This window comes from Undibacterium hunanense (assembly GCF_014284335.1).
In the GTDB taxonomy this organism is placed as follows: Bacteria; Pseudomonadota; Gammaproteobacteria; order Burkholderiales; family Burkholderiaceae_D; genus Undibacterium; species Undibacterium hunanense.
On the sequence record NZ_JACOGF010000002.1, the window covers coordinates 478,492 to 500,165 of the forward strand.

Annotated in this window: 20 protein-coding genes; 9 read left to right on the forward strand and 11 right to left on the reverse strand. The window is 52.7% G+C overall.

The window, feature by feature from the left end:
- Positions 1 to 29: 29 nt before the first annotated feature.
- From H8L32_RS05290 to H8L32_RS05320, 7 genes are all read right to left on the reverse strand, one after another.
- Positions 30 to 1,241 (reverse strand): M24 family metallopeptidase, encoded by a 1,212-nt coding sequence (locus H8L32_RS05290; protein WP_186946113.1) that lies wholly within the window; start codon positions 1,239 to 1,241, stop codon positions 30 to 32.
- A gap of 231 nt (positions 1,242 to 1,472) precedes the next feature.
- Positions 1,473 to 2,144, reverse strand: a complete 672-nt coding sequence (locus H8L32_RS05295; protein WP_186946114.1) for a cupredoxin domain-containing protein — start codon at positions 2,142 to 2,144, stop codon at positions 1,473 to 1,475.
- 43 nt (positions 2,145 to 2,187) lie between these two features.
- Entirely contained in the window at positions 2,188 to 2,631 is a 444-nt protein-coding gene (locus H8L32_RS05300) for a group I truncated hemoglobin (RefSeq protein WP_186946115.1), read from the reverse strand.
- Positions 2,632 to 2,694: 63 nt separating this feature from the next.
- Entirely contained in the window at positions 2,695 to 3,519 is an 825-nt protein-coding gene (locus tag H8L32_RS05305) for a DUF3034 family protein (RefSeq protein WP_230412079.1), read from the reverse strand.
- A gap of 479 nt (positions 3,520 to 3,998) precedes the next feature.
- A complete protein-coding gene (locus tag H8L32_RS05310) occupies positions 3,999 to 4,445 on the reverse strand; it encodes a group I truncated hemoglobin (RefSeq protein WP_186946117.1) in 447 nt (148 codons plus the stop codon).
- A 35-nt stretch (positions 4,446 to 4,480) separates the two neighbouring features.
- The gene (locus H8L32_RS05315) at positions 4,481 to 5,353 is read right to left on the reverse strand and encodes a DUF3034 family protein (RefSeq protein ID WP_230412080.1); all 873 of its coding nucleotides are present in this window, start codon (positions 5,351 to 5,353) and stop codon (positions 4,481 to 4,483) included.
- A 177-nt stretch (positions 5,354 to 5,530) separates the two neighbouring features.
- Complete coding sequence (locus H8L32_RS05320; RefSeq protein ID WP_186946119.1) at positions 5,531 to 6,679, reverse strand: tetratricopeptide repeat protein; 1,149 nt, start codon at positions 6,677 to 6,679, stop codon at positions 5,531 to 5,533.
- 295 nt (positions 6,680 to 6,974) lie between these two features.
- Between H8L32_RS05320 and H8L32_RS05325 the strand changes: the two genes are divergently transcribed.
- Positions 6,975 to 8,687 (forward strand): sensor domain-containing diguanylate cyclase, encoded by a 1,713-nt coding sequence (locus H8L32_RS05325; protein ID WP_186946120.1) that lies wholly within the window; start codon positions 6,975 to 6,977, stop codon positions 8,685 to 8,687.
- Positions 8,688 to 8,708: 21 nt separating this feature from the next.
- On the opposite strand, the gene H8L32_RS05330 is transcribed toward H8L32_RS05325, so the two are convergent.
- Both H8L32_RS05330 and H8L32_RS05335 read right to left on the reverse strand, forming a co-directional pair.
- Positions 8,709 to 11,093, reverse strand: coding sequence for a bifunctional diguanylate cyclase/phosphodiesterase (locus tag H8L32_RS05330; RefSeq protein ID WP_186946121.1), 2,385 nt, complete (start codon positions 11,091 to 11,093; stop codon positions 8,709 to 8,711).
- A gap of 106 nt (positions 11,094 to 11,199) precedes the next feature.
- Complete coding sequence (locus tag H8L32_RS05335; RefSeq protein ID WP_222619202.1) at positions 11,200 to 11,823, reverse strand: methylamine utilization protein; 624 nt, start codon at positions 11,821 to 11,823, stop codon at positions 11,200 to 11,202.
- Between the two features lie 519 nt (positions 11,824 to 12,342).
- On the opposite strand from H8L32_RS05335, the gene H8L32_RS05340 reads away from it, so the two are divergent.
- Positions 12,343 to 13,392 carry a GGDEF domain-containing protein gene (locus H8L32_RS05340; protein ID WP_186946122.1) on the forward strand — a complete coding sequence of 350 codons (1,050 nt, stop codon included), beginning with the start codon at positions 12,343 to 12,345 and terminating at the stop codon, positions 13,390 to 13,392.
- 33 nt (positions 13,393 to 13,425) lie between these two features.
- Here H8L32_RS05340 and yedA read toward each other — a convergent pair whose 3' ends face one another.
- Entirely contained in the window at positions 13,426 to 14,313 is an 888-nt protein-coding gene (gene yedA, locus H8L32_RS05345) for a drug/metabolite exporter YedA (protein WP_186946123.1), read from the reverse strand.
- 125 nt (positions 14,314 to 14,438) lie between these two features.
- Here yedA and H8L32_RS05350 point away from each other — a divergent pair, with 125 nt between their 5' ends.
- From H8L32_RS05350 to H8L32_RS05370, 5 genes are all read left to right on the forward strand, one after another.
- On the forward strand, positions 14,439 to 14,885 hold the full coding sequence (locus H8L32_RS05350; RefSeq protein ID WP_186946124.1) for an Lrp/AsnC family transcriptional regulator: 447 nt from the start codon (positions 14,439 to 14,441) through the stop codon (positions 14,883 to 14,885).
- A 21-nt stretch (positions 14,886 to 14,906) separates the two neighbouring features.
- The gene (locus H8L32_RS05355; RefSeq protein ID WP_186946125.1) at positions 14,907 to 15,845 is read left to right on the forward strand and encodes a LysR substrate-binding domain-containing protein; all 939 of its coding nucleotides are present in this window, start codon (positions 14,907 to 14,909) and stop codon (positions 15,843 to 15,845) included.
- A 1-nt stretch (position 15,846) separates the two neighbouring features.
- Positions 15,847 to 16,908: a sensor histidine kinase gene (locus tag H8L32_RS05360; RefSeq protein ID WP_186946126.1), complete on the forward strand. Its 1,062-nt coding sequence runs from the start codon at positions 15,847 to 15,849 to the stop codon at positions 16,906 to 16,908.
- Between the two features lie 28 nt (positions 16,909 to 16,936).
- Positions 16,937 to 17,641 carry a LytR/AlgR family response regulator transcription factor gene (locus tag H8L32_RS05365; RefSeq protein WP_186946127.1) on the forward strand — a complete coding sequence of 235 codons (705 nt, stop codon included), beginning with the start codon at positions 16,937 to 16,939 and terminating at the stop codon, positions 17,639 to 17,641.
- Between the two features lie 123 nt (positions 17,642 to 17,764).
- Positions 17,765 to 18,964, forward strand: a complete 1,200-nt coding sequence (locus H8L32_RS05370) for an acyltransferase family protein (protein ID WP_186946128.1) — start codon at positions 17,765 to 17,767, stop codon at positions 18,962 to 18,964.
- On the opposite strand, the gene H8L32_RS05375 is transcribed toward H8L32_RS05370, so the two are convergent.
- Entirely contained in the window at positions 18,934 to 19,416 is a 483-nt protein-coding gene (locus H8L32_RS05375) for a nuclear transport factor 2 family protein (protein WP_186946129.1), read from the reverse strand. The genes H8L32_RS05370 and H8L32_RS05375 overlap by 31 nt on opposite strands.
- Before the next feature lie 121 nt (positions 19,417 to 19,537).
- Here H8L32_RS05375 and H8L32_RS05380 point away from each other — a divergent pair, with 121 nt between their 5' ends.
- A complete protein-coding gene (locus tag H8L32_RS05380; protein WP_186946130.1) occupies positions 19,538 to 20,437 on the forward strand; it encodes a LysR substrate-binding domain-containing protein in 900 nt (299 codons plus the stop codon).
- Positions 20,438 to 20,505: 68 nt separating this feature from the next.
- The gene (locus H8L32_RS05385; protein ID WP_186946131.1) at positions 20,506 to 21,522 is read left to right on the forward strand and encodes a LacI family DNA-binding transcriptional regulator; all 1,017 of its coding nucleotides are present in this window, start codon (positions 20,506 to 20,508) and stop codon (positions 21,520 to 21,522) included.
- Positions 21,523 to 21,674: the final 152 nt, after the last annotated feature.

Sequence of the window (21,674 nt, forward strand, 5' to 3'; positions counted from 1 at the left end):
TCAAGCGGTCTGCCAGTTTCCCTCAGTTTTCAATGATCGCCAAATGGCGCATCGACGGCATGACTTTGCCCTGTGAACCAGCGCGGGCCCTGTTCCGTCATGTAGAAATGATCTTCCAGACGGATGCCAAATTCTCCCTCTATGCAGATCATGGGTTCATTGCTGAAACACATGCCGGCAGCCAGTGGGCGCTGATTGCCTTTGACCAGATAAGTCCATTCATGGATATCCAGACCGATGCCGTGGCCAGTGCGGTGCGGCAGGCCGGGTAACTGGTAATCGGGGCCAAAACCGGCGGCGGCCAATACCTTTCTGGCGGCTACATCAACCTGTTCACAGGGTACACCGGTCTGTGCCGCATCAAATGCAGCTGCCTGCGCGGTTTTTTCCAGTTCCCAGATATCGCGCTGGCGCTGGCTGGGCTTGCCGAATACATAGCTGCGGGTAATGTCGGAGTTGTAGGCATGCAGTTTGCAGCCGGTGTCGATCAGTACCATGTCGCCTTCGCGCAGGAATTGCTCGCCATCCGGGCCATGCGGCATGGCCGTAGCGGCACCAAAGCTGACGATGCAAAAAGTCGATGCACTGCCACCGTAGGCCCGGTGGGCCTGGTCGATAAACTGTGCAACTTCAAAAGAAGAAATGCCTTCATGCAAAATTCTGGCAGCCTTTTTTTGCACTTCCAGCGTGATGTTCTTCACCGCCTGCATGATGGCCAGCTCCGCCGCCGATTTGTGCATGCGGCATTCTGCCGTGATCGTGCTGGCGTTGATGATACGTGCCAAAGGCAGTGCATTGCGCAAGCCATCGAAGACAAAGAAGGGGGCTGCCTCATCCAGGGCGACGACATCGCTTTTGCAATGCAGGTCTTGCAGGCAGGTTTTAATCAGCAGACAGGGATCTTCTTCTTCCTGCCACAAACGGATATCGGCACCGGCACCCAGGGTTTCGCGCAGTTTGGATTCTTCAAAGCCGGGACAGACATAGATCAGCCTGGCATCCGGCGTCAGGATGGCGGCAGTCAGGCGTTCACTGGGATACCAGCGCAGGCCGGTAAAATAATACAGGCTGCTACCTGCTGGCAGGATCAGCGCATCGACCGCGTTGTCCTGCATCAGCCGGGCAGCTTTTTCCACGCGCGCACGGCGTTCCGCCGTACTGATGGGCTGCACGCTGCTGGTGTCAGCCTGTATGCCTGCCAATTCTTTGGCGGCTGTCGAACCGCCTATACCTGATGTCATGCTCATACTCCGTAGTAGCCAAAACGAGTGGACCGTTACAGTCCCTTAGCGGCAAGAGCTTAGTATATACAGCGACACGGGTCTTGCTGATTTACCCGTGCAGGCATGACGAAATTGGCATAGCAGGAAAGACGTGAAACTTGTTGCAAAATCAAGATAACCCGGCGTTCCCGGCAGAGCGACGTAACAACGCCAGGCCAGGTCAACACACCCTAGTTCCGCAACAGCCTCTTAGTAGCTGGCTGCCTTGGCTTTTCTTGGGATGGGCACAAAATCAAACTGCCATTTCACTGGCGGCGTCTGGTCACTGACTTTGATGGTCTGCACCAGCGGCTGTTTGACGCTACCCATGTTCGGATGCCAGGCCCTGATTTCGTAGTTGCCATCCGGCAGTTGATCCAGGCTGGTGGTGCCGGCCTGTTCAGTCTTGGCGAAGTAGGGGGTATCCACTGCCAGCACATAGGCGCGCATCCAGTTATGCAGCAGGCAGTAGACAATCACGATGCCGGGTTTGTCGAACATCACCGGCGGTGGTACCACACCGCGTTCATAGGTTTTGATTTCAAATTCCTTAGCGGCAGAGAAAGATTTCACATGATGTTCCATCTTGTCGTAGTTGGGGAATTTGACTTGCGTACCGACCCTGATCACCGTTACATACGGCGAAAACTGCATATCGCTTTGCGAAATCGTGGCTGTTTCGGCTTTGCCTGCTGGCGGCAGGGGTGTTCCTATGGGCGTGGCATACACGACCACGTCGGCCATGGCCGCGCCATTCTTGTCCACCGCCTGCACACTCACTTTGGCGGCCAATGCAAGGGAAGGCAAACCAGTGGCCAACGTGCAGGCCAGCATCAGTGGTCCGAGCTTACGCGCAGAGATGGATGACAACAAGTTTTTCATCGTGATTTTCTGTCCTGATTTATGTCCTGATAAATGCATCATCTTATTTGGTGACGATAGGTCGTTGCATAGGGGCCAGTTTGGCGATCAGCCGGTTCTGGACTGAAGATGGGACATTGTGTTTTTCCATGGCGATCTGCAAATCTTCGGCCAGTGCATTGAAGTGGGCATTGGTAACCTGCATGTCCTTGTGCGATTCTGCCATGCTGCGGCCACTGTATTTGCAAGGGCCACCGCTCAATTCGCAAAATTGTTCGGTGAGCAATTGTGCCAGTCTTTCGGTATCGGTGTCTTTGAACGCCTTGTTGATACGTGGATCTTCCAGCACGATGGCGACGAAGGAATTGACGAAGGTATTGATGCCTTGTTTGGCGCCCAAGCTTTGATACAGTTCATCGCTGGTGGATTGGCTTTGGGCATGCACAGACAGGCTGGCCAGCAGGAACAAGCCACATACGGCTTTGCTGAAACGGGAGATGGAAATCATGGTATTCGCTTTCGATGGTTTTTTAGTAGATATCTGCAAGTGTCGTGTCCAGAAAACAGGCGCTTAAAATCCGGCCTGTACTGACAGATACCAGCCACGCTGATTTTTGGGATTGAACACCGTGATGTCACCCAGCGTCGCATAGGCAGCGGTTACCGATACATTCTTGGTCGGGAACCAGGCTACAAAGACATCGTAATAATCCTTCTCATTGTCCACGCCCAGATTGCGCGGTTTCATGCGGTATTCGGCACCGACGGCCAGTTTGCGGTTGATGAGGTAGGCGACCGAAGTTTCCAGTTTGGCCTGATAACTATCTTTCTTGTCACCGCCAAAACCCAGTATGCCCATTTGATTGGCCTTGGTCATGCGCACTGTGCCGTTCAGCAGCAGGCTTTGTTCCAGCAATATCTTGGTGGCTGATACATAGTAATCAACACCACGGTCATCCTTGGCACCCAGTTGTTTGACATTGGTCACACCCAGCGCGCCCAGGCCGCCTATACCCTTGTTGCGTTTGGCCATGGCACCGACGGCGATTTGTGGCATCCAGCTATCCTGGTCGTACACAGCATCACCGGCGACCTTGACCTTGATACCGAAAATATCCTGTTTGATATTGAGTGCATTCAGTGGTGCGAGGCTACCGGTAAATTCCTGAGTCGCCAGGGATAATTCCACACGGTCAGCAATACCGACGGCAACACCGTAGGTTTTCAGGCTGTAATCCTGGGTATTCACCTGGGTCAGATGGGCATTGGCACCGTAACTGTCACGCGTGCCATAGCCAGTGATCAATGCCCAGGGAGTCAGTCCGCCACCACCAGCACCTTCAAGCTGGCTGACACCACCGGTAGCTGTCAGCTTGCCCATATCCGGTTTCAACATGTCTTGTGCCAGGCCGGTTTGCGACCATGCGGTGCAACTGCCAAACACGACAGTTGCCAAGATTTTTTTGGTAGTTTGCATCATGCTTCCTCTGTTTTATTTCGTTTTAGTTTGCTACAAGTCGCTTTTTTACCTGGAAAATTCCAGGCACCTGCTGCTTGTACGGTGTAAATCGAAAATCGGATTCAGATCAGATGCAAAATATCTAGAACTCATTTCATAAATAGGGGTGAGATGCGTTTGCCTCATAACGTGGGCTGGCAAGGCGGACGAGGCAGTCAATAGCGGTGCTATTGATAACGAGTCCAACGCAGTCCAGTACGCTTTATGAGGCAAACCCTTCGGGAGCTGGCGATTCGGGCGCATTGCAGCGTTGTGCCGCTTGCTAAGGCACCAGCCTTAGCTGCGCGTCACGCCTTGCACTGCATCCCGAATCGCCTTGCTCGCACTCATCCCTATTGATGAAATGAGTTCTTAAATTATTGTGGTTTGGGCTTGGGAAAGACGATGTCTTTTTTCATGGGAGACAGTTTGGCCATGAGCTTGTTTTGCGTGGAGGATGCAACGGCCAGTTTGTCCATGGCGATTTGCAAATCTTCGGCCAGCGCATAGAACTGGGCGGCGTTGATGCCCAGGTTTTCATGCACCACTTTCATGTCATCGCCAGTGTATTTGCAGGGGCCGCCACTGATGACGCAAAACTGTTCTTTGAGCAATTTGGCAAGCCGTGGCATATCGGTGTCCTTGAAAGAGGCTTTGATACGTTCATCCTGCATGACTTCAACCAGCATTTCATCCACGATCTTGCTGATGCCGGGTTCATTGCCCAGTGCCTGAAACAGGCTGTCTGGTGCAGTTTGTGCCATTGCCTGGCCGCTACATGCGAGTACCAGACACATGGCGATTGTGGTGTGACGTAATTTCATAGGTGTCTCCTGCTTATTTGTCAACTAAGTGTCGACTAATTACCGACCTGCAGCGACAGATACCATCCGCGCTGGGTTTTGGGATTGAAGACGGTAATATCTCCCAGATTGACATATGCGAGGGTCAGCGAAAATTCCTTGCTCGGGAACCAGGCAAGGAAGGCATCATAATAGGCTTTTTCGTTATCCACCCCAAGATTGCGCGGTTTGCCACGATATTCGACGCCGCCAACCAGCTTGCGGTTGAACAGATAAGCCACAGATATTTCTGGCTGCAACTGATACTGATTGCGTTTATCGCCACCAAAACCCAGCAAGCCCATCTGATTCGCCTTGGTCAGGCGCAGGGTACCATTTACCAACAGACTTTGATCCAGATAAAGCTTGGTGGCTGACACATAATAATCAATGCCGTGGTCATCAATAGCGCCCAATTGCTTGACGTTGGTGACCCCCAGTGCTTCCAGACCTTTGACAGCATGGTCGCGTTTGAACATGACGCCGACGGCAACTTGCGGTTGCCAGGTATCCTGGCCGCTGACCAGATCACCGGCAATCTTGAGTTTGATACCCAGCGTATCCTGGTTCAGTTCCAGCTTGTCGAGCGGTGCCTGGCTACCGGTGAATTTTTGAGTGGACAAGGACATTTCCAGGCGATCGGCAATTCCTACGGCAACACCGGCAGTCCGCAAGCGGTAATCCTGGGTGCTGATCTGGGTGATATGTGCATTCACACCATAGCTGTCTTCGCTGCCGTAACCAGTAATCGTGGCCCAGGGAGCCAGGCCACCACCACCTGCACCTTCGACCTGTTTGACGCCGCCGGTTGCCAGCAAGCGACCTTTGTCTGGTAAAGGCAGCTCTCGTGCAGAGGCGTAAGCAGATGTCAGCAGCATGCATGCTGCCATCAGTCCAGGGGCAAAATTCAGGGGAGTGTGCTTATTCAACATGGCAATGTCTCTTGTGCGCCGGGCGTCTTCAGTTAAACCAGAGAAAACTTCTATCGCGTTAATCATCAGCAAGATGTTGATGACAGGAACTTATTGCCAGCATACAACAGAACAAACCAGGATTAAACGCAAGTATCAACGTTTAACAAACAGAGTACCTGCGCCACTGCTGGCATCACGTCCCGGTGATTTCATTTTTGCATGTGCTTTGGCTTGCCCTTGAATGGCAAGCTGTTGCAAGTCAGCCTGTTCCTGAGCACCAGGCAACATGGCGAGTTGAGAGAATAAATTCTGTGCCAGGTGATAATCACGGCGATCCAGTGCAATATCGGCCAGCACACTGATGGTCAGGGCATAGTTGCGCGAATTGGTCAGCGTGGCCAGTTGTTCCAGCGATTCGTGCAGCATCTGTTCGGCTGCGTCCAGCGAACCCATTTTGCGCAGGGTATCGCCGATCTGCATCAGGCAGTTACCTATATTAGGCGACCAGCCTGCAGGTTTTGCCAGTTTCAATGCCTTTTGCTGCCATTCAAGAGCCGCTTCATAATTACTCATTTTGCTATAGGTGTACCCTATATTCGCCGCAGTCAGGATGCCACGGCGGATTTGCCCGGACTGCAGGCATAGCCGGTATGCCTTGTCCAGAAATACGATGGAATCGTCAAGCTCTTCGTTCAGACCGGCATATAAACCCAGGAAATCATTCATCAGCGCACCCAGTGCCGGATGCACATCTTTGGGTGGGTTTCTGACATCAAAATGACGGTCAAAATAGGATTTTGCCAGTTTGTGGTCACGCAAGACTGCGATGCGTGCCAGCGCTGCAGCGGTGCATTGACGGCGCAGTACATCATCAACCTTGCTGGCTTCGTCTATGGAAATGGCCATTTCGATGTCGCATTCCACATGCTTGCCCTGGTCGGAATAAATGAAGCCCAGCAAACGATGGGCATCGCTCAGACATATGGCATCCAGGTGTACTTCGGGATGTCTGAGTATGGCTTGCACGATGCCGGCCGCAGCGTCCAGATCGGCGTGCAGCCAGCGTTCTTCCGCGCGTATCAATTGCAGGCGCAGATATACCAGTGCCTTGTCGGCTTCCGAGCGACTGGATTTGTTGAGCAGTATGCTTACCTGATTACACAGGCCGAGTGCCTGGCGACTGTCGCGCTGTCGCAGGCCCCACGCCAGTGCCAGCATATCGTCCAGTTGTTCTTGCGCCACCATGTCGGCCAAACGCTGCTCTAACTGTTTAACTTCGCTATCGGTGGCGTATAAGTCCATAGTATGCTGCTTGCCCTGAGAGATTTTCTCTGGTAGGAAGCGATTCAATTGTTAAAATAAATGAATGAAAAAGTGAGCATTGATGTCAATCTTGTCTCGCGAACTACCACAATACGCAAGATTTAATTCCTGTGCTGCCGCAGAAGTTGGTTTTAACAATTTTTAACGGTATATACTGAAAAGCTTGATTTTTTCAGCCCCGAAAATCGAAATCAAGGCAGTATCCTGTTTTTGCAGTGTTGCGCATTTCCTTAATTCTTTCCTGAACTTGATATTGTCGTTTTTGAGCCCGAGTATGAGTCGTTCGTCGTTGCGTCGTGAATTGGTGATACCGATTACCGTGCTGGTGATCGGTGTGTCCGCTGCCATAGGTTGGGTCTCGATGAAGGCCGGGACGGATGCCGTGTATACCCTGACGCAGCGTATCCTGGTCGACATGGTGAACCGCATCAATCATGCGACAGAAAAACATCTGGACGGCGCGCTGATTGCGCTTGAATCGGTAGCACCCAGCGCCGGCAATGTGCCCAGGGAACAGGCTTTTTCCACTGACATGAAGGTGCTGGAAGAAAAATTCTGGGCGGCCAGCGGCCTGTTCATGGATGTCAATAATTATGTCTATTTTGGCGGTAGTGATGGCCGCTTTGTCGGCGTTTACCGTATCTCCAACGGCATGGTGCAATTGTTCTGGCGCGAGCCGGAATGGAACAAGCGGCTTGTCTACCGCGTCGGGCATGTTGGTGATCGTGCGGAATTACTGCGCAGTGATGCCTTCGATCCGCGATTGAGGCCGTGGTATCAGGCTGCCCGAGGATCGGAAAAACCCGTCTGGTCAAAGATCTATAATAATTTTTCCTTCCATTACCCTACCATCACCCTGGCCAAGGCGGTCTACCAAAAGAATCACGAATTTGCCGGTGTGGTGGCGACTGACCTCACGCTCAAGGAGCTATCCAACTTTTTGCGCAAGCTGGAAATCAGCAAGAATAGTGTGGCCTATATCGTCGATGCAGATGGTTATATCGTCGCTACTTCAGGCCAGGAAATACCGGAAAGAACAGTGAATGGCGTGCCGGAACGTATGCGTGCCATCGACATGAAGACACCGCTCATCAACCAGACTTTCCACAAGCTTGGAAATGCCACTGCGCTGACATCCGGCACGCAATCCATGGAACTCGGCTTAGGCACGGTAGATGTAGCTGTTTCACCTCTGGGTAACCGTCAGGGCTTGAACTGGCAGACGGTGGTGGCGGTGCCACGTTCGGATTTCATGAGCAGCATCAACCAGGGTTTTTTGCAGAGTATGGTGATTGCTTTTGCCTGCATCATCTTTGCATTGACCATAGGGTTGACGATAGTCGAGCGTGTGGTTCGGGATATCCGCAAGCTGACTGCTGCCGCAGAAAAATTCGGTAATGGCGAGCCCATGCCCAGTCTGCGCATTACCCGCACGGATGAAATTGGCAAGCTGGCACAGACCTTTACCGAAATGGAAAACAAGTTGCGCTTTGATAAGCTGACTCAGGTTGCCAATCGTGAATCACTGTTCGCCCAGATCAATTACCTGCAAAAGCAGGCTTTGGAACACCCGGGGAGGGTGGAAGGATTTACGTTGCTGTTTGTGGATCTTGACCGTTTTAAATCCATCAACGATAACCATGGGCACGATGCCGGTGACAAGGCATTGGTGATTATCGCGGCACGCCTGCGTTCAGCCGTACGCGATACGGATGAAGTCGCCAGATATGGCGGCGATGAATTTGTGTTGCTGCTCAGAGACACCAGGAATTCCATCGACATCAATAATATGGTGGAGAAAATTTGCAGCATCGTTGAACAGCCGATCGCACTGGACGATGTCATCGTCAGTGTCGGTGTTTCCATAGGCTGGGCCAGCTTCCCGGAAGATGGGGACGACTATGTGCGGCTGATCAAGATTGCCGATAGCCGTATGTACAATCGCAAGCGTGACCGGAAACTAGCGCAGTCTGTGCATCTGGTGTGATGCTGGACCGCCATGGCGGTATCAGGATGGCGGATTATTTTGCTGCCATTTTTCCAGCCATGCAGGCAAATCGGTCGAGGGCATGGGTTTGCTGATGAAATAACCCTGGGCCTGATCGCAACCCAATTCTTTCAGCAGGGCCATGACTTCGGTGTTTTCCACCCCTTCTGCTACCACCCGCAAACTCATATTGTGGCCAAGATCAATGGTGGATTTGACGATTTTGGTGTCATCAATATCTTTTTCCATTTTCAAGACAAAAGACTTGTCGATCTTGAGTTCATTGACCGGCAAACGTTTCAGATAGGCCAGCGAAGAGTAGCCGGTACCAAAATCGTCAATCGACAAATCCAGGCCCATGGCATGCAGACGATCCAGGGTGTGAAAGGCGCGGACTGGGTCATCCATGATGGCGCTCTCAGTAATTTCCAGGCAAAAGGAAGACGCATCCACCTGATGTTGTTGCAGGATATGAGCGAACTTGATGGGAAGATCCTGATCCATCAAATCCCTGGTGGAGATATTCACGGATATCTTCAGGTGCAGGCCCTGGCTATTCCAGAGGCTGCAAACGCGCGCAGCCTCATTCATGATCCAGTGCGTCAACTGGCGAATAAATCCGGTCTGTTCGGCGAAAGGGATGAACTGGTCGGGGAAGATAAAGCCACGCTCGGGGTGTATCCAGCGCACCAGTGCTTCCACCGCGATGACCTGGCCGTTATTCAGCCCGACCTTGGGTTGCACATACATGCGAAATGCCTGTTGTTCCAGCGCCGCCCGCAATTCACTCAGCAATGACAGGCTTTTCTGGCTGCTTTTATCAATATCCGGCGAGTAAATGACGGCGCCGCTTTTTCTCTGCTTGGCTGCGTACATGGCGACTTCGACCCGGCTCAACAGGTTCTGGGCATCGCTGGCATGTTCAGGAAAACCAGCGATACCTACACCGGCACCCAGGTCCACGGTCTGGTCTTCGATGGAAATCGGTTTTTCCAGCGCGCGCAAAATCCGGTCAGCCAGATTTTGTGCTTCTTCTTTTGTCGCATTTGGCAACAGGATGGCGAATTCATCACCGCCCAGGCGGGCGGGCTTGGTGCCGCCGCTACCCAGTTCATCTGACAGGCGAATGGCGACTTGATTTAACAGGACATCGCCAAAGCGATGCCCCATGACGTCATTCACATGCTTGAAACGGTCCAGATCCATCATCAGCACGTAACAGGATTTTTCATGCGAGCGGGCCATGACGATGGCTTCTTCCAGCATCTCTGTGAACAGGGCGCGGTTCGGCAGGTTGGTCAGGGTATCCCAGTACGCCATCCGCCTGATTTCCTTTTCACGCTGGGCGATGCCGTCACGCATGGTGGTGAAAGTGCGTGCAAGATCACCAATTTCATCTTTCTGTTTGACATCGATGGTCGCGGTATAGTCACCTGCACCCAGACGCCTGGCTGTTTCAGCCAGTTGCGTGACCGGGCCGGTAATGCGGCGTGCGGTAATGGCACTGAAGACGCTGGCGATGATGGCACCGAAGATCGTCAGTACCAGCAAATTCAGCTGTAGTTTCTTGTACGGTGCAACCGCCTGGCTGATAGACAGTTGCAGCACGGCGATGGTACTGACCTGTTCATTCTGTGCCAGTTGCATGATGCGGGTACTGTACTGGTCCTCATCGATCTGGATATTCGGCAGATAACTGACTTTTTTCTCTGGCGGTGGTATCAGTTGTGTCAGTTCAGCAGCCTGTTCATCACTGAGCGTGGATACATTCGATATCCAGCCACTATTTCCAGTCGCTTTTTTTTCTGCTGTCAACAGACTGATCTGCATCAGCGACAGCTCATGCATGTCGCTGACCAGGGTCTTGCCTATGGGAATAGCCATCACGACCCAACTGATCGTCACCGGTGCTTCAATCGGCACCACCACCATTTGATAAGGCTTGCCATCGACGATGGTGGTACTGGCTGCACTGCCTGATTTTTCTGCAGTTTGTATGAGCGCAGCAACAGATTGTTGCAGACTATGGCTTAGATCGTCACTGGCAGCAGTACTGGAAGATGCGGTGATTCTTCTATCCAGACCAACCAGCATGGTCAGGTCAGAGCCTATGCGTTTGCCGTGATTCGACAGGGTAGAGACGATGGTTTCTGTGTCATGCGTGCCTATCGCTTCACGGAAAGCATATTCCTTGGCAAGGACGATGGCACCCTGTATCAGTTTTTGGGCATTTTGATCCAGCAGGCGCAGCAGGATTTTTTCATTCAGCTTCAGGCTTTCTTCGATAGCATTGCGGGCATTGCTGTCTATGGTATTGCGAATGACAAAAAAACCGGCCAGTTGCAAGGTCAGCAGCAGACCGATGAACAGGGTGACGACACGGCTTTCCAGGCTATGCAAACGCATGAATTATCCTCAATGTACGCATGTAAACAATAATGTTGTTGATGTTTGCCGATATGTCCAGGCATGGCAAGCAACTGGGAACAGTGAACATGTCAACACGATCTGATTATCCTGCTTTGTAATTGAGTTTGACAATCACCGGTGTTGCGCTGCCATCAACTTGCAGGCTCTGTTCCTGAATCGCCGCACCGGACGCCTGTTTGGGGTGCCATACTTTCAACACATATTTACCGGATGGGATGGTCGTCAGGCGTGCTGTACCGCTGGCATCGGTCTTCGCAAAATAGGGGGTATCGACAATATGGATATAGGCCACCATCTGGTCATGGATATTGCAGCCCACCACCACTGTGCCAGCCTTGTCAAACACGACGGGTGCCGCCGGTTTGCCTGAATACAACTTGAGTTCAAAGGGCTTGGCCGGTGAAAACGAATAGGCATGGTGCCTGACCGTATCATTATTCGGGAAAGAGACCGAGGTACCAGTCTGTACCACTGTCACCAGAGGCATGAACTTTCTATCTTTTTGCTGGATTTCTGCCGTGGCCGATTTGGCAAGCTGTGGTCCGGTCGTCAACTCGGCATATACCACCGCATCCTGCACGGCCTGTCCACTGCTGTCGGTAACCTGGATAAGCGAAGCTGCTGCTGCCGGCCCCGCCAGCACTGCACTCATGGCACCCAGGCAGATCATGCCGGAGCAGAAAAAGAAGGTCTGTTTGTCTCGCATGATCTGCACCTTGCCAAAAAAATATGGTTGAAATGATGTCACCGTATATTACTGTAGTTCTGCGTATCACAGAATGCCAGTTGTGATTCGCCATGCCAGTCGCTGATCATTTTTACCCATGGCAAGATTGTTTGCAGATAATCAGGTGACGGTGCGCCTTGACTTGTTATACTATTGTAAAACGGCAATGTGTGTATGGCCGGTACTGACTTCGTACGTAGAACTCATTTCATAAATAGGGATGAGTGCGAGCAAGGCGATTCGGGATGCAGTGCAAGCGTTGTCGGGCAGCTAAGGCTGGCGCAATGTGACAACCTCGCGCAGCAATGCGCCCGAATCGGTAGCTCCCGGAGGGTTTGCCTCATAACGCGTGCTGGACGGCGTTGGACTCGTTATCAATAGCACCGCTATTGATTGCCTCGTCCGCCTTGCCAGCACGTGTTATGAGGCAAACGCATCTCACCCCTATTTATGAAATGAGTTCTAGTGTTAATGCTGTAAGGTGCAGGAATACGGGGCATGGAATCAATCATTAAACATCTGGTAGAAATTACCGGACATCGCGATCATGACTTACTGAATATTTCAGTGATTACGGCTTTGCGTCAATTGACCAATGCAGAGTCTGCACGTGTATTGGATGTCGTTTCCGTTGGCCATCAAGTCTTTATCAAACCCCAGATTACCATCCACGAAGGTTCGGTGGCCATGGCCGACGAATCGCACACGACGCCAACGGCGAACGATTCGATAGAGCATTATCCCCAGTTAAAAGAAGGCATTGCCCGGCAACAGCCTGTCATTGAACATCTGATCGAGGGCGGCAGGATAGTCTGGCTGCCGATCTGGATTAACGACAAGCTGCAGACCTGCCTGGAAATCTACAAGCCGGCTAACTACACAGCGAATGCCATGGAAGTGGTAAATGGCATGCTGATTGTGTACAGAAACTTTCAGAACCTGCTTGATTACAGTGAACGTGATTCGCTGACCGGTTTGCTGAACCGCAAGACCTTCGATGATAATTTTTCCAAGGTATTGCGCAATAGTGCACTGCAACAGCAAGCCAGTTCGGAAGCCGAACGCGAGGAAGAAGAGCGTCGTCGGCATGAACCAGAACGTCAGCACTGGCTGGCGGTGCTGGATATCGATCACTTCAAGCGCGTCAATGACCAGTTCGGTCATCTGTACGGGGACGAAGTCCTGATTCTGATTGCCAATCTGTTACGTAGTTCTTTCCGCCCTTCAGACCGCCTGTTCCGTTTTGGTGGTGAGGAATTTGTGATTTTATTGCGTTCGACATCGCAAGAAGATGCGCAGATGATCTTTGACCGATTCCGCCAGAATGTGGAGCTGCATCATTTTCCGCAGGTGGGTACCGTGACTATCAGCATAGGTTATGCACGTATAGATCCGTTCGAGCCTGCTGTTGCTATTGTCGGTCGCGCCGACCAGGCTCTGTATTTCGCCAAAACCAATGGCCGTAACCGCACCTGTTATTACGATGCACTGGTCACCAGCGGTGATTTGCAGACGGAAGTATCCAACGATACCGCCGAATTTTTCTAAGAACCTGTTCAAGAATCTATTTGTACAGCAGTGTCAGCTGACAGCCTGTTCGGTGCTTTTCTTGTGCGCACTGGTCAGCACGATGACACTGCCAAGAATGATACTCATCGCCAGCATGGCCCGCATGGACAGATGTTCTCCGCCAAACGCCACACCCAGAGCTACTGCAATGACAGGGTTGACATAGGCATAGCTGGCGGCCAGCCCGGCAGGGACCTTGGACAACAGATACATATACGCCGTAAATGCCAGCAATGAACCCGCAACCACCAGATACGCCCAGGCCGCAACCGCATTGAAGGTGATTTCGCCAGTCAGTTGCTCACCGCGGAACAGACTGACCAGAAACAGGAACAGACCGCCCACCAGCATTTCACTGGCAAAGCCCATACCGCCAGCAGCCATCTTGAGTTTCTTTTGCGACAGGATGGAACCTATATCCCAGCACAGTATGGCACCCAGCAAAAACAGTATGCCCAGCGGTTTGGCGGAAAACTGACCGTCCGAAGCCAGCAGCATGGCGCCGATAAAGCCGCAGACTATGCCCAGCCATTCGCGCCTTTTTGGCCAGTCACCGAACAGGCCAGACAGGCCGGACAGTATCATTGGTGAGCAGGCGATGAACACTGCAGTCAGACCCGATGAGACATATTGCTGCGCTACAGCAGTCAGGCCGGTGCCGCCACCCAGCATCAGGATGCCGACGATGCCGCCGTCCCGCCATTCACGCAAGGTCGGATTGGGCGCACCACGCCATTTTTGCCAAATATATAATATCGCACCGGCTACCAGAAAGCGCGTGCCTATCATCATGAAGGGCGGGAAGGCTGTCAGCGCGACCTGAATGGCGAAATAGGTGGAACCCCAGACGATATAGACGGTGAGCAGGGCAAACAGGACTTGGCGGGGCAGGTGGCGCATGAATTTCTCTTGAATAATGAATTGTCGCTCATCAGTGTATGTCAGTGAGATGTGATTTTGAATGGATAAACAAAGGTAAATCAGGTACATTTCTTTTAATCTCACAGAAAAAAGAGGTTTTTACCATGAAGCTGGAACTGGACCTGATGGACGGCAAGATCCTTGAGATTTTGCAGGCGGATGCCAGGGTTACGCTGGCCGAAATCGGCCGTCGCATCCATTTAAGTCAGCCCGCCGTGGCTGAAAGGGTAAAGCGCATGGAGGCGGCGAATGTCATCACTGGCTATCACGCCCGCGTCAATCCTGAAGCTCTGGGTTACGGGATTACTGCCTTTGTCCGCATTGCCAGCCGCGCGACCGATACGCCGGTACTGAAAATTGCCGAGCAAGTGCCGGAAGTCATTGAATGCCACGCGATTACCGGCGAAGATTGCGTCATCGTGAAAGTGGTTGCCCCGTCGGTACGTGAACTGGAACGTGTGATCACCAGTCTGGCGCGTTGTGGTGTGACATCGACTTCGCTGATCCTGTCGTCATCGATAGAACGCAGGGCGATCAAGCCTGTTGAATAGAAAAAGGGAACTGCGGGAAAAATGGAACTGCGCCAATTACGCTATTTTGTTGCCATCGTCGATCATGGCTCGCTGTCACGCGCTGCACGTGTACTGCATATCGTGCAGCCAGCCCTGACCCAGCAATTGCAACAACTGGAAGAAGAACTGGGGGCCATGCTCTTGCACCGCTCCGCCCAGGGCATGCAGGCCACCGATGCCGGCAAGGTATTTTACGAACATGCGCAGGCGATATTGAAACAGGTCAGCGACGCCAGGTCAGCGGTGGCACAGTCCACCGACAAGCCACGCGGCACAGTGGCTCTGGGCATACCGCAAAGCGCATCGGGGGCACTGGCGTTTCCGCTGCTGAAGGCGGTGCGGGCAGCTTACCCGGATATCGTGTTTCAACTGACAGAAGAACTGACCGGCAACCTGACCGAGCAGTTGCGGTCGGGACGGCTGAACCTGGCCATCCTGTTTGACGACGGGCAATTGGGCGGCTTTGCCACCAAACCCCTGGTCGAAGAAGAGATGATGTATATCACCCGCAGTGATTCGCAATTTGCCTGCAAGCGCAAATCCATTACCCTGGCGCAGGCCCTGAAAGCGACCCTGATACTGCCCAGTATCCAGCACGGAGTGCGGCCACGCATAGAGCAGGTGGTACGGCAGCAGGGTAAAAGCATAGAACAGGTGATCGACATTACTTCCATCGCGATTTTGAAATCAGCTCTGCTGGCGGATATGGGGGCCACGATCTTGCCGGTTTCCCCCATGCTGGCTGAAATCGAAAGAGGCGAGATGCGCGCCTGCCCCATTAGTGATGTGCAGCTTTCACGTACGGTTACCCTGTGTGCCTCCAAAAACATCCCGCTGACGAATGCCGCCATGGCAGTAGAAAAACTGGTGCTGGAATTGACCCGTGAATTAAGCCAGAGCGGCAAATGGCTGGGAACCAGAAACCTGGTGTCTGCCTGATATGCGCCATCAGCGATTCTGGAAGAAAATCAAACTGCCTCTGCTGGCCGGCTGGATATTGTTCTGGTTATTGATGATAGCGGTAGCAGTGCAGGACCATTTGAAGAGTGGCGGCAAACATATCTGGGAACCGATCTTCTGGGAAAGCTCATCTGCCTTCGTCGGTACGGCCCTGCTACTGCTGCAAAGACGCAAGCTGACTGACAGTATTTTGTTGCAGACGCCCGCGAAATGGTTTTGGCGACAGATTTTGCCGCTGCCGCTGATCAGCATTGCATTTGTCGTCCTCATTTACAGCCTGCGCCATCTGGTGTATGCCTTGCTGGGGCTGAGCTATAGCCATGCTGGCTGGGGCCAGGTGCTGGTGTATGAATGCAGCAAGATTTTCCTGTTCTTTGGCATATTCTATGTCGTCATCTTTGGCTTGCAAGCCTATGCATCGCTGCTGGAAGAAAAAGAAAATGCAGAAAAGGCCCAGGCTCTGTTGCGAGAGGCGCAGTTGCACAGGCTGACGCAACAAATGCAGCCGCATTTTTTGTTCAATGTGCTCAACACCATTTCATCCCTGATGTATACCGATGTCAAACTGGCCGATACCGCCCTGAGCCAGATTGCGGAACTTTTGCGTGCCAGCCTCGATCTGGGGCAGCAGCCGGAAACCGGATTGCGGCATGAGCTTGAGTTATTACATGCCTATGCGCGGCTCATGAGTCTGCGTTTTATCAACAGGGTAGAACTCAGCTGGGACATTGCCGACGATGTGCAGACTTGCCGGGTGCCGGTGATGAGCCTGCAAACCCTGCTGGAAAACAGCTTCAAGCATACGGTGGAAAAGCGTACGCAACTGACGCGCATCCATATCAGCGCCCGCGGCGAGCAGGGGCAACTGGTATTGCGTATCCAGGATGATGCTGGCTGCCTGACAGAAAAAGAAGATGGCAGCGGTGTCGGCATCAGCAATTTGCGTCAGCGCCTGCAAGTGCTGTATGCGGACAGGGCCAGCCTGACTTTAAGCGCCCTGATGCCCGCCGGTGTCATGACAGAACTGCGCTTGCCACTCTGAGACTACTTTGAGCACAGAATAGGACACCATGAAAATTCTCATCGTTGATGACGAAGCCTATGCCAGGGACAAGCTCAGACGGCTGGTAGCCGAGCATGTGGCCGGTGCCAGCGTGACCGAAGCCAGGGATGGCAGGGAAGCGCTGGACAGTATTGCGAAGCATAAGCCCGAACTGGTTTTCCTCGACATACAGATGCCGGAGCTGGACGGCATCAGCGTTGCCAGTCAGTTGACAGTACCCTTGCCACTGATCGTGTTCGTGACGGCGTATGACCAGTTCGCCTTACAGGCTTTCGATGCAAATGCCATCGACTATTTGCTCAAACCCTATGATGAAGCACGCTTCCTGCGTGCCATGCACAGAGTGGAAGAACGCAGATCAACGGCCAGAAAGACTGGCGCTGAGCAGCATTTGCTGTTGAGCGAAAAAGGCCGCGTCCTGGTCATTAAACTGGCTGACATTGTGCACGTGGAAGCGGCCGACAATTATGTGTTGATCTGTACCGCACAAGAACAGCATATGATGCGCCAGACCTTGTCCGGCCTGCACGAACGTCTGGGACACAGCTTTGTGCGTTGCCATCGCCGTCATATCGTACGTGTGGATCAGATCATCCAGGTATTGCCCGCGCAAAAGGGGGATGCCGAATTATTGCTGCGCAATGGACTCAGCCTGCCCTGTAGCCGCCAGTACAGGGAGGATGTGGTCCAGCAACTCGGCAGCATGTGTTGACAGATATCCCTGCTTTTGTCCAGTTCGCCCCGGCCAGCATCCAGTTGGTCCCATTTTCCTCGCGCGCAGGCGGGCCGCACTTTAATCTGGTCGTGTGTTCATAACGATGCCAATGCCACCATCATGCCGATCTCATCCACATCTGCCACCAGCTTGCCGTCGCAACGCCTGTACTTTCTTGACTGGGTCCGTATCATTGCCTTCTTCCTGCTGATCCTGTATCACGTCGGCATGTATTACGTGGAATGGGGCTGGCATGTCAAAAGTCCGCACGCCAGCTCCACCATACAGCCGCTGATGATGCTGACCAGTCCATGGCGTCTGAGTCTGCTGTTTTTTATTTCTGGTGTAGCATCGTCATTCATGCTGGAGAAAATCCGTCCGGGACAATTCCTGCGCAGCCGCAGCATCCGCCTTTTGCTGCCTTTGATCTTTGGCATGCTGGTGGTGGTGCCACCGCAAGCGTATCTGGAGGTGGTGGAAAAACTCGCCTATGCCGGCGGTTATGGCGATTTCATGCAATTGTATGTGCATGGCTATCATGGTTTCAAGATAGAGGGCAAGACTCTGGACCTGCCAACATGGAACCACCTGTGGTTTGTTGCCTATCTGTGGGTCTACAGTGTCTTGCTGTGGCTATGGCTGGCGGTCAAGCCAGCCTGGTTTCAGGCAGCCCGCACATGGCTGGAACAGCAGATGAAGGGCTGGCGCATACTGGTTTTGCCGATTGCGTATCTGGCCCTGGTACGCATGGCTTTATTGAGCAGCTTTCCGTCGAATCATGGCCTGGTTGCCGACTGGTATAACCATGCCAGCTATTTGTTTGTATTTGTGTTTGGCGCATTGATCGCTAATTCCACCACATTCTGGCAAGAGCTGGCAGCCGTGCGCTGGCTGGCACTGAGACTGGTCGCAGGCAGCTGGGTCTTGCTTATCGTTTATTTTGATCTGGCTACCGACGATATTCCAAAATGGCTGCTGATGGCACAGCGACTGGTATGGGTTTGCATGGCCTGGTCAGCGATCATCGCGGCATGTGCCTATGCGCGCCAGTACCTGAACTTTGACAGCCCGGCCCGGCGTTATCTGACACAGGCAGTGTTCCCCGTCTACATCCTGCATCAGACCTATATCGTCATCATGGCACATAGCCTGAAGCCGCTCGCCTTGCCTGCACTGAGCGAAGGTATCTTTTTGATTGCCTTGACGGCGCTGAGCTGTTTCCTCAGTTATGAAATCATACGCCGCGTGTTTTTCTTACGTCCCCTGTTTGGACTTGATATGGGTACTGTTTACAAACCCAGATCACTCAGCCCTGGGTGATTGTCTGGCCGGCGTCCCTGTGACCAGTGAAACAGGCGCTGGTCTGCGTCGATGCGCACATCATTGATGCTGGCCAGGCGTCTGTGCATCAGGCCGTTGTCGGCGAACTCCCAGTTTTCATTACCATAGGAACGTGTCCAATTACCGTCATGGTCACAACTTTCGTAGGCAAAGCGCACGGCGATACGGTTTTCGCGGAATGCCCATAATTCCTTGATCAGGCGGTATTCACGTTCTGCCGCCCATTTGCGTTGCAAAAATTCCCGGACTTCCTCGCGGCCTGTGGGGAATGCATGGCGATTGCGCCAGATCGTATCCACTGTATAGGCGAGGACGACACGGTCAGGATCACGGCTGTTCCAGGCATCTTCTGCCAGGCGTACTTTCTGTATGGCCGTTTCCAGTGTGAAGGGAGGGAAGGGTGGGCGTGCTTCTTCTTGTATGTTGTTCATCGGCTATTGATGTTGAAAGAACTGATTGAACCCTCCAATCTACGCAATATCGTTTGTAGACAGAATACGCATCACATACAATTGACTATTGTAAAAAGTGGAATAATCACCGGATGCGTCTATGGATAAACTGCATTTGATGACGGTGTTCGTTGCCGTTGCAGAAGAAGAGGGCTTTGCGGCTGCTGCGCGTCGCCTGGCAATGTCGCCACCGGCTGTGACCCGTGCCATTGCCGCACTAGAAGCCAGGCTGGGTGTCAAACTGCTGAATCGCAGTACGCGTTATGTCAGGGTGACGGAAGCAGGCCAGCGCTATATGGATGACGCACGACGCATCATTGCCGAAGTCGATGCGGCAGATGAAGCCACGGCCGGCATCAATGCCGAACCACGTGGTCACCTGACGGTGACGGCACCTGTGCTGTTTGGAAAAATGTTTGTGATGCCCGGCATCGTCGATTATCTGCAACGCTATCCGGCGATGGATGTGTCTGCCCTGTTTCTGGACCGGGTGGTGAATTTGCTGGAAGAGGGCGTCGATGTTGGCATACGCATAGGCGAATTACCCGATTCGAGCATGAAAGCCATACGTGTGGGCCAGATACGGCGCGTTTTATGTGCATCGCCAGCCTACCTTGCAAAGGCTGGCCAGCCACAGCATCCCGATCAATTGCGTGACCACTGCATGATTGCAGCATCAAGTGTGACGCCCATGATTGAGTGGCGTTTCAGCCATCAGGGACAGAACATGGCATTCAAGTTCAAGCCACGCCTGACCGTTAGCAGCATTGATGCAGCGATTGAAGCCAATCTGGCCGGGCTGGGTATCAGTCGGCTGTTGTCATATCAGGTGAATGCCTTGTTCAACACCGGGCAGTTGATACGCCTGCTGCCTGACTACGAAACAGCGCCCCTGCCGGTGCACGTGGTGCACAGGGAAAGCCGCTATGCATCCACCAGGGTCAGGAGCTTTGTTGATCTTATCGTGGCGCAGTTGCGGGAAAAAGTGGAGATACACTAATTTCAGTCATGCCGCGTGCGATGGAAATTTAATATACTGGCGATACTTTAATCATAGAAAAGAATCAAGTGGCGACCATCAAGGATGTAGCCCGCCTGGCGGGAGTAGGTCTGGGAACGGCTTCGCGTGTGGTGAGCGGCAAAGGTTCAGTCTCATTAAAGACACAGGAAAAAGTCAGGAAAGCCATCGCCGAACTGGATTTTCGTCCTTCGCATGCTGCGCGCTCCCTGTTGTCCGGTAATTCGCAAATGATAGGGGTGTATATCCCTGTACTCAAGGGCACCTTTTATATGCCCATCCTGCAAGCTATCGATACCGAACTGCGCGCTGCCGGTCTGCACATGGTGGTGGCTTTTGGTGTGAGTGGCGTTGACGAGCACCGTCAGGGTGTCGAAGGTATAAAGTTTTTGATGGAGCGCGGATGCGATGGCCTGATTGTCATGAGCAATGTCTTGAATGACGATGATTTTTCCACGCTAGGCCCCAAGCATGCACAACTGGTGATGCTGAATCATCATTCGGAACAATTTGCTGCACAGTGTTTTATTGCAGATCATGTGCTGGGTGGCGTATTGGCAGCAAAGGCCTTGCTTGCACACCAGCATAAAAAGATCGCTGTTATCGCTGGCCCCTCTGCGGCGGCAGACAATGTAGACCGCATCAATGGATTTTTGGGTGAGCTGACTCGTGCCGGTATCGATACGGCAGACATGTGGATAGCGGAAAGTGATTTTTCACCGGAAGGTGGCTGGAATGCAGCCAGGGAACTGGTTAATTCCAGCTATCCGTTCACCGCCCTGTTCTGTGCCAATGATGAAATGGCGCTGGGTGCGCTTTCCTATTTCCAGCAGGCCGGTATTGCCGTGCCACGCGATGTTTCGGTGATAGGTTATGACGACACCACTGGTGCCGCCTTTGCTGCGCCGCCACTGAGCTCGGTACGTATTCCCTGGCATGACGTCACCCTGAATGCCCTGAATGAATTGCTGAATCGTTGTTATGGTTGGACGCGTCCGGTCAACCGCGACTTTCAGGTTTCCGTTACCCTGCGTGCATCTCTGGCCAAGCGCCGTAAAGCTGCTTAAGGCTTATGAACCGATGTCATGGTGCGTATTGACATCATGCGACAGCAGTCAGGACATTCTCATTGACAAAAGAAACGCCAGCCAGCACTATCTTCTCAAACCAAAATGGGAAGCTTTCCAAAAATAAGGCATCGCTTAAAAAACCATCGCTC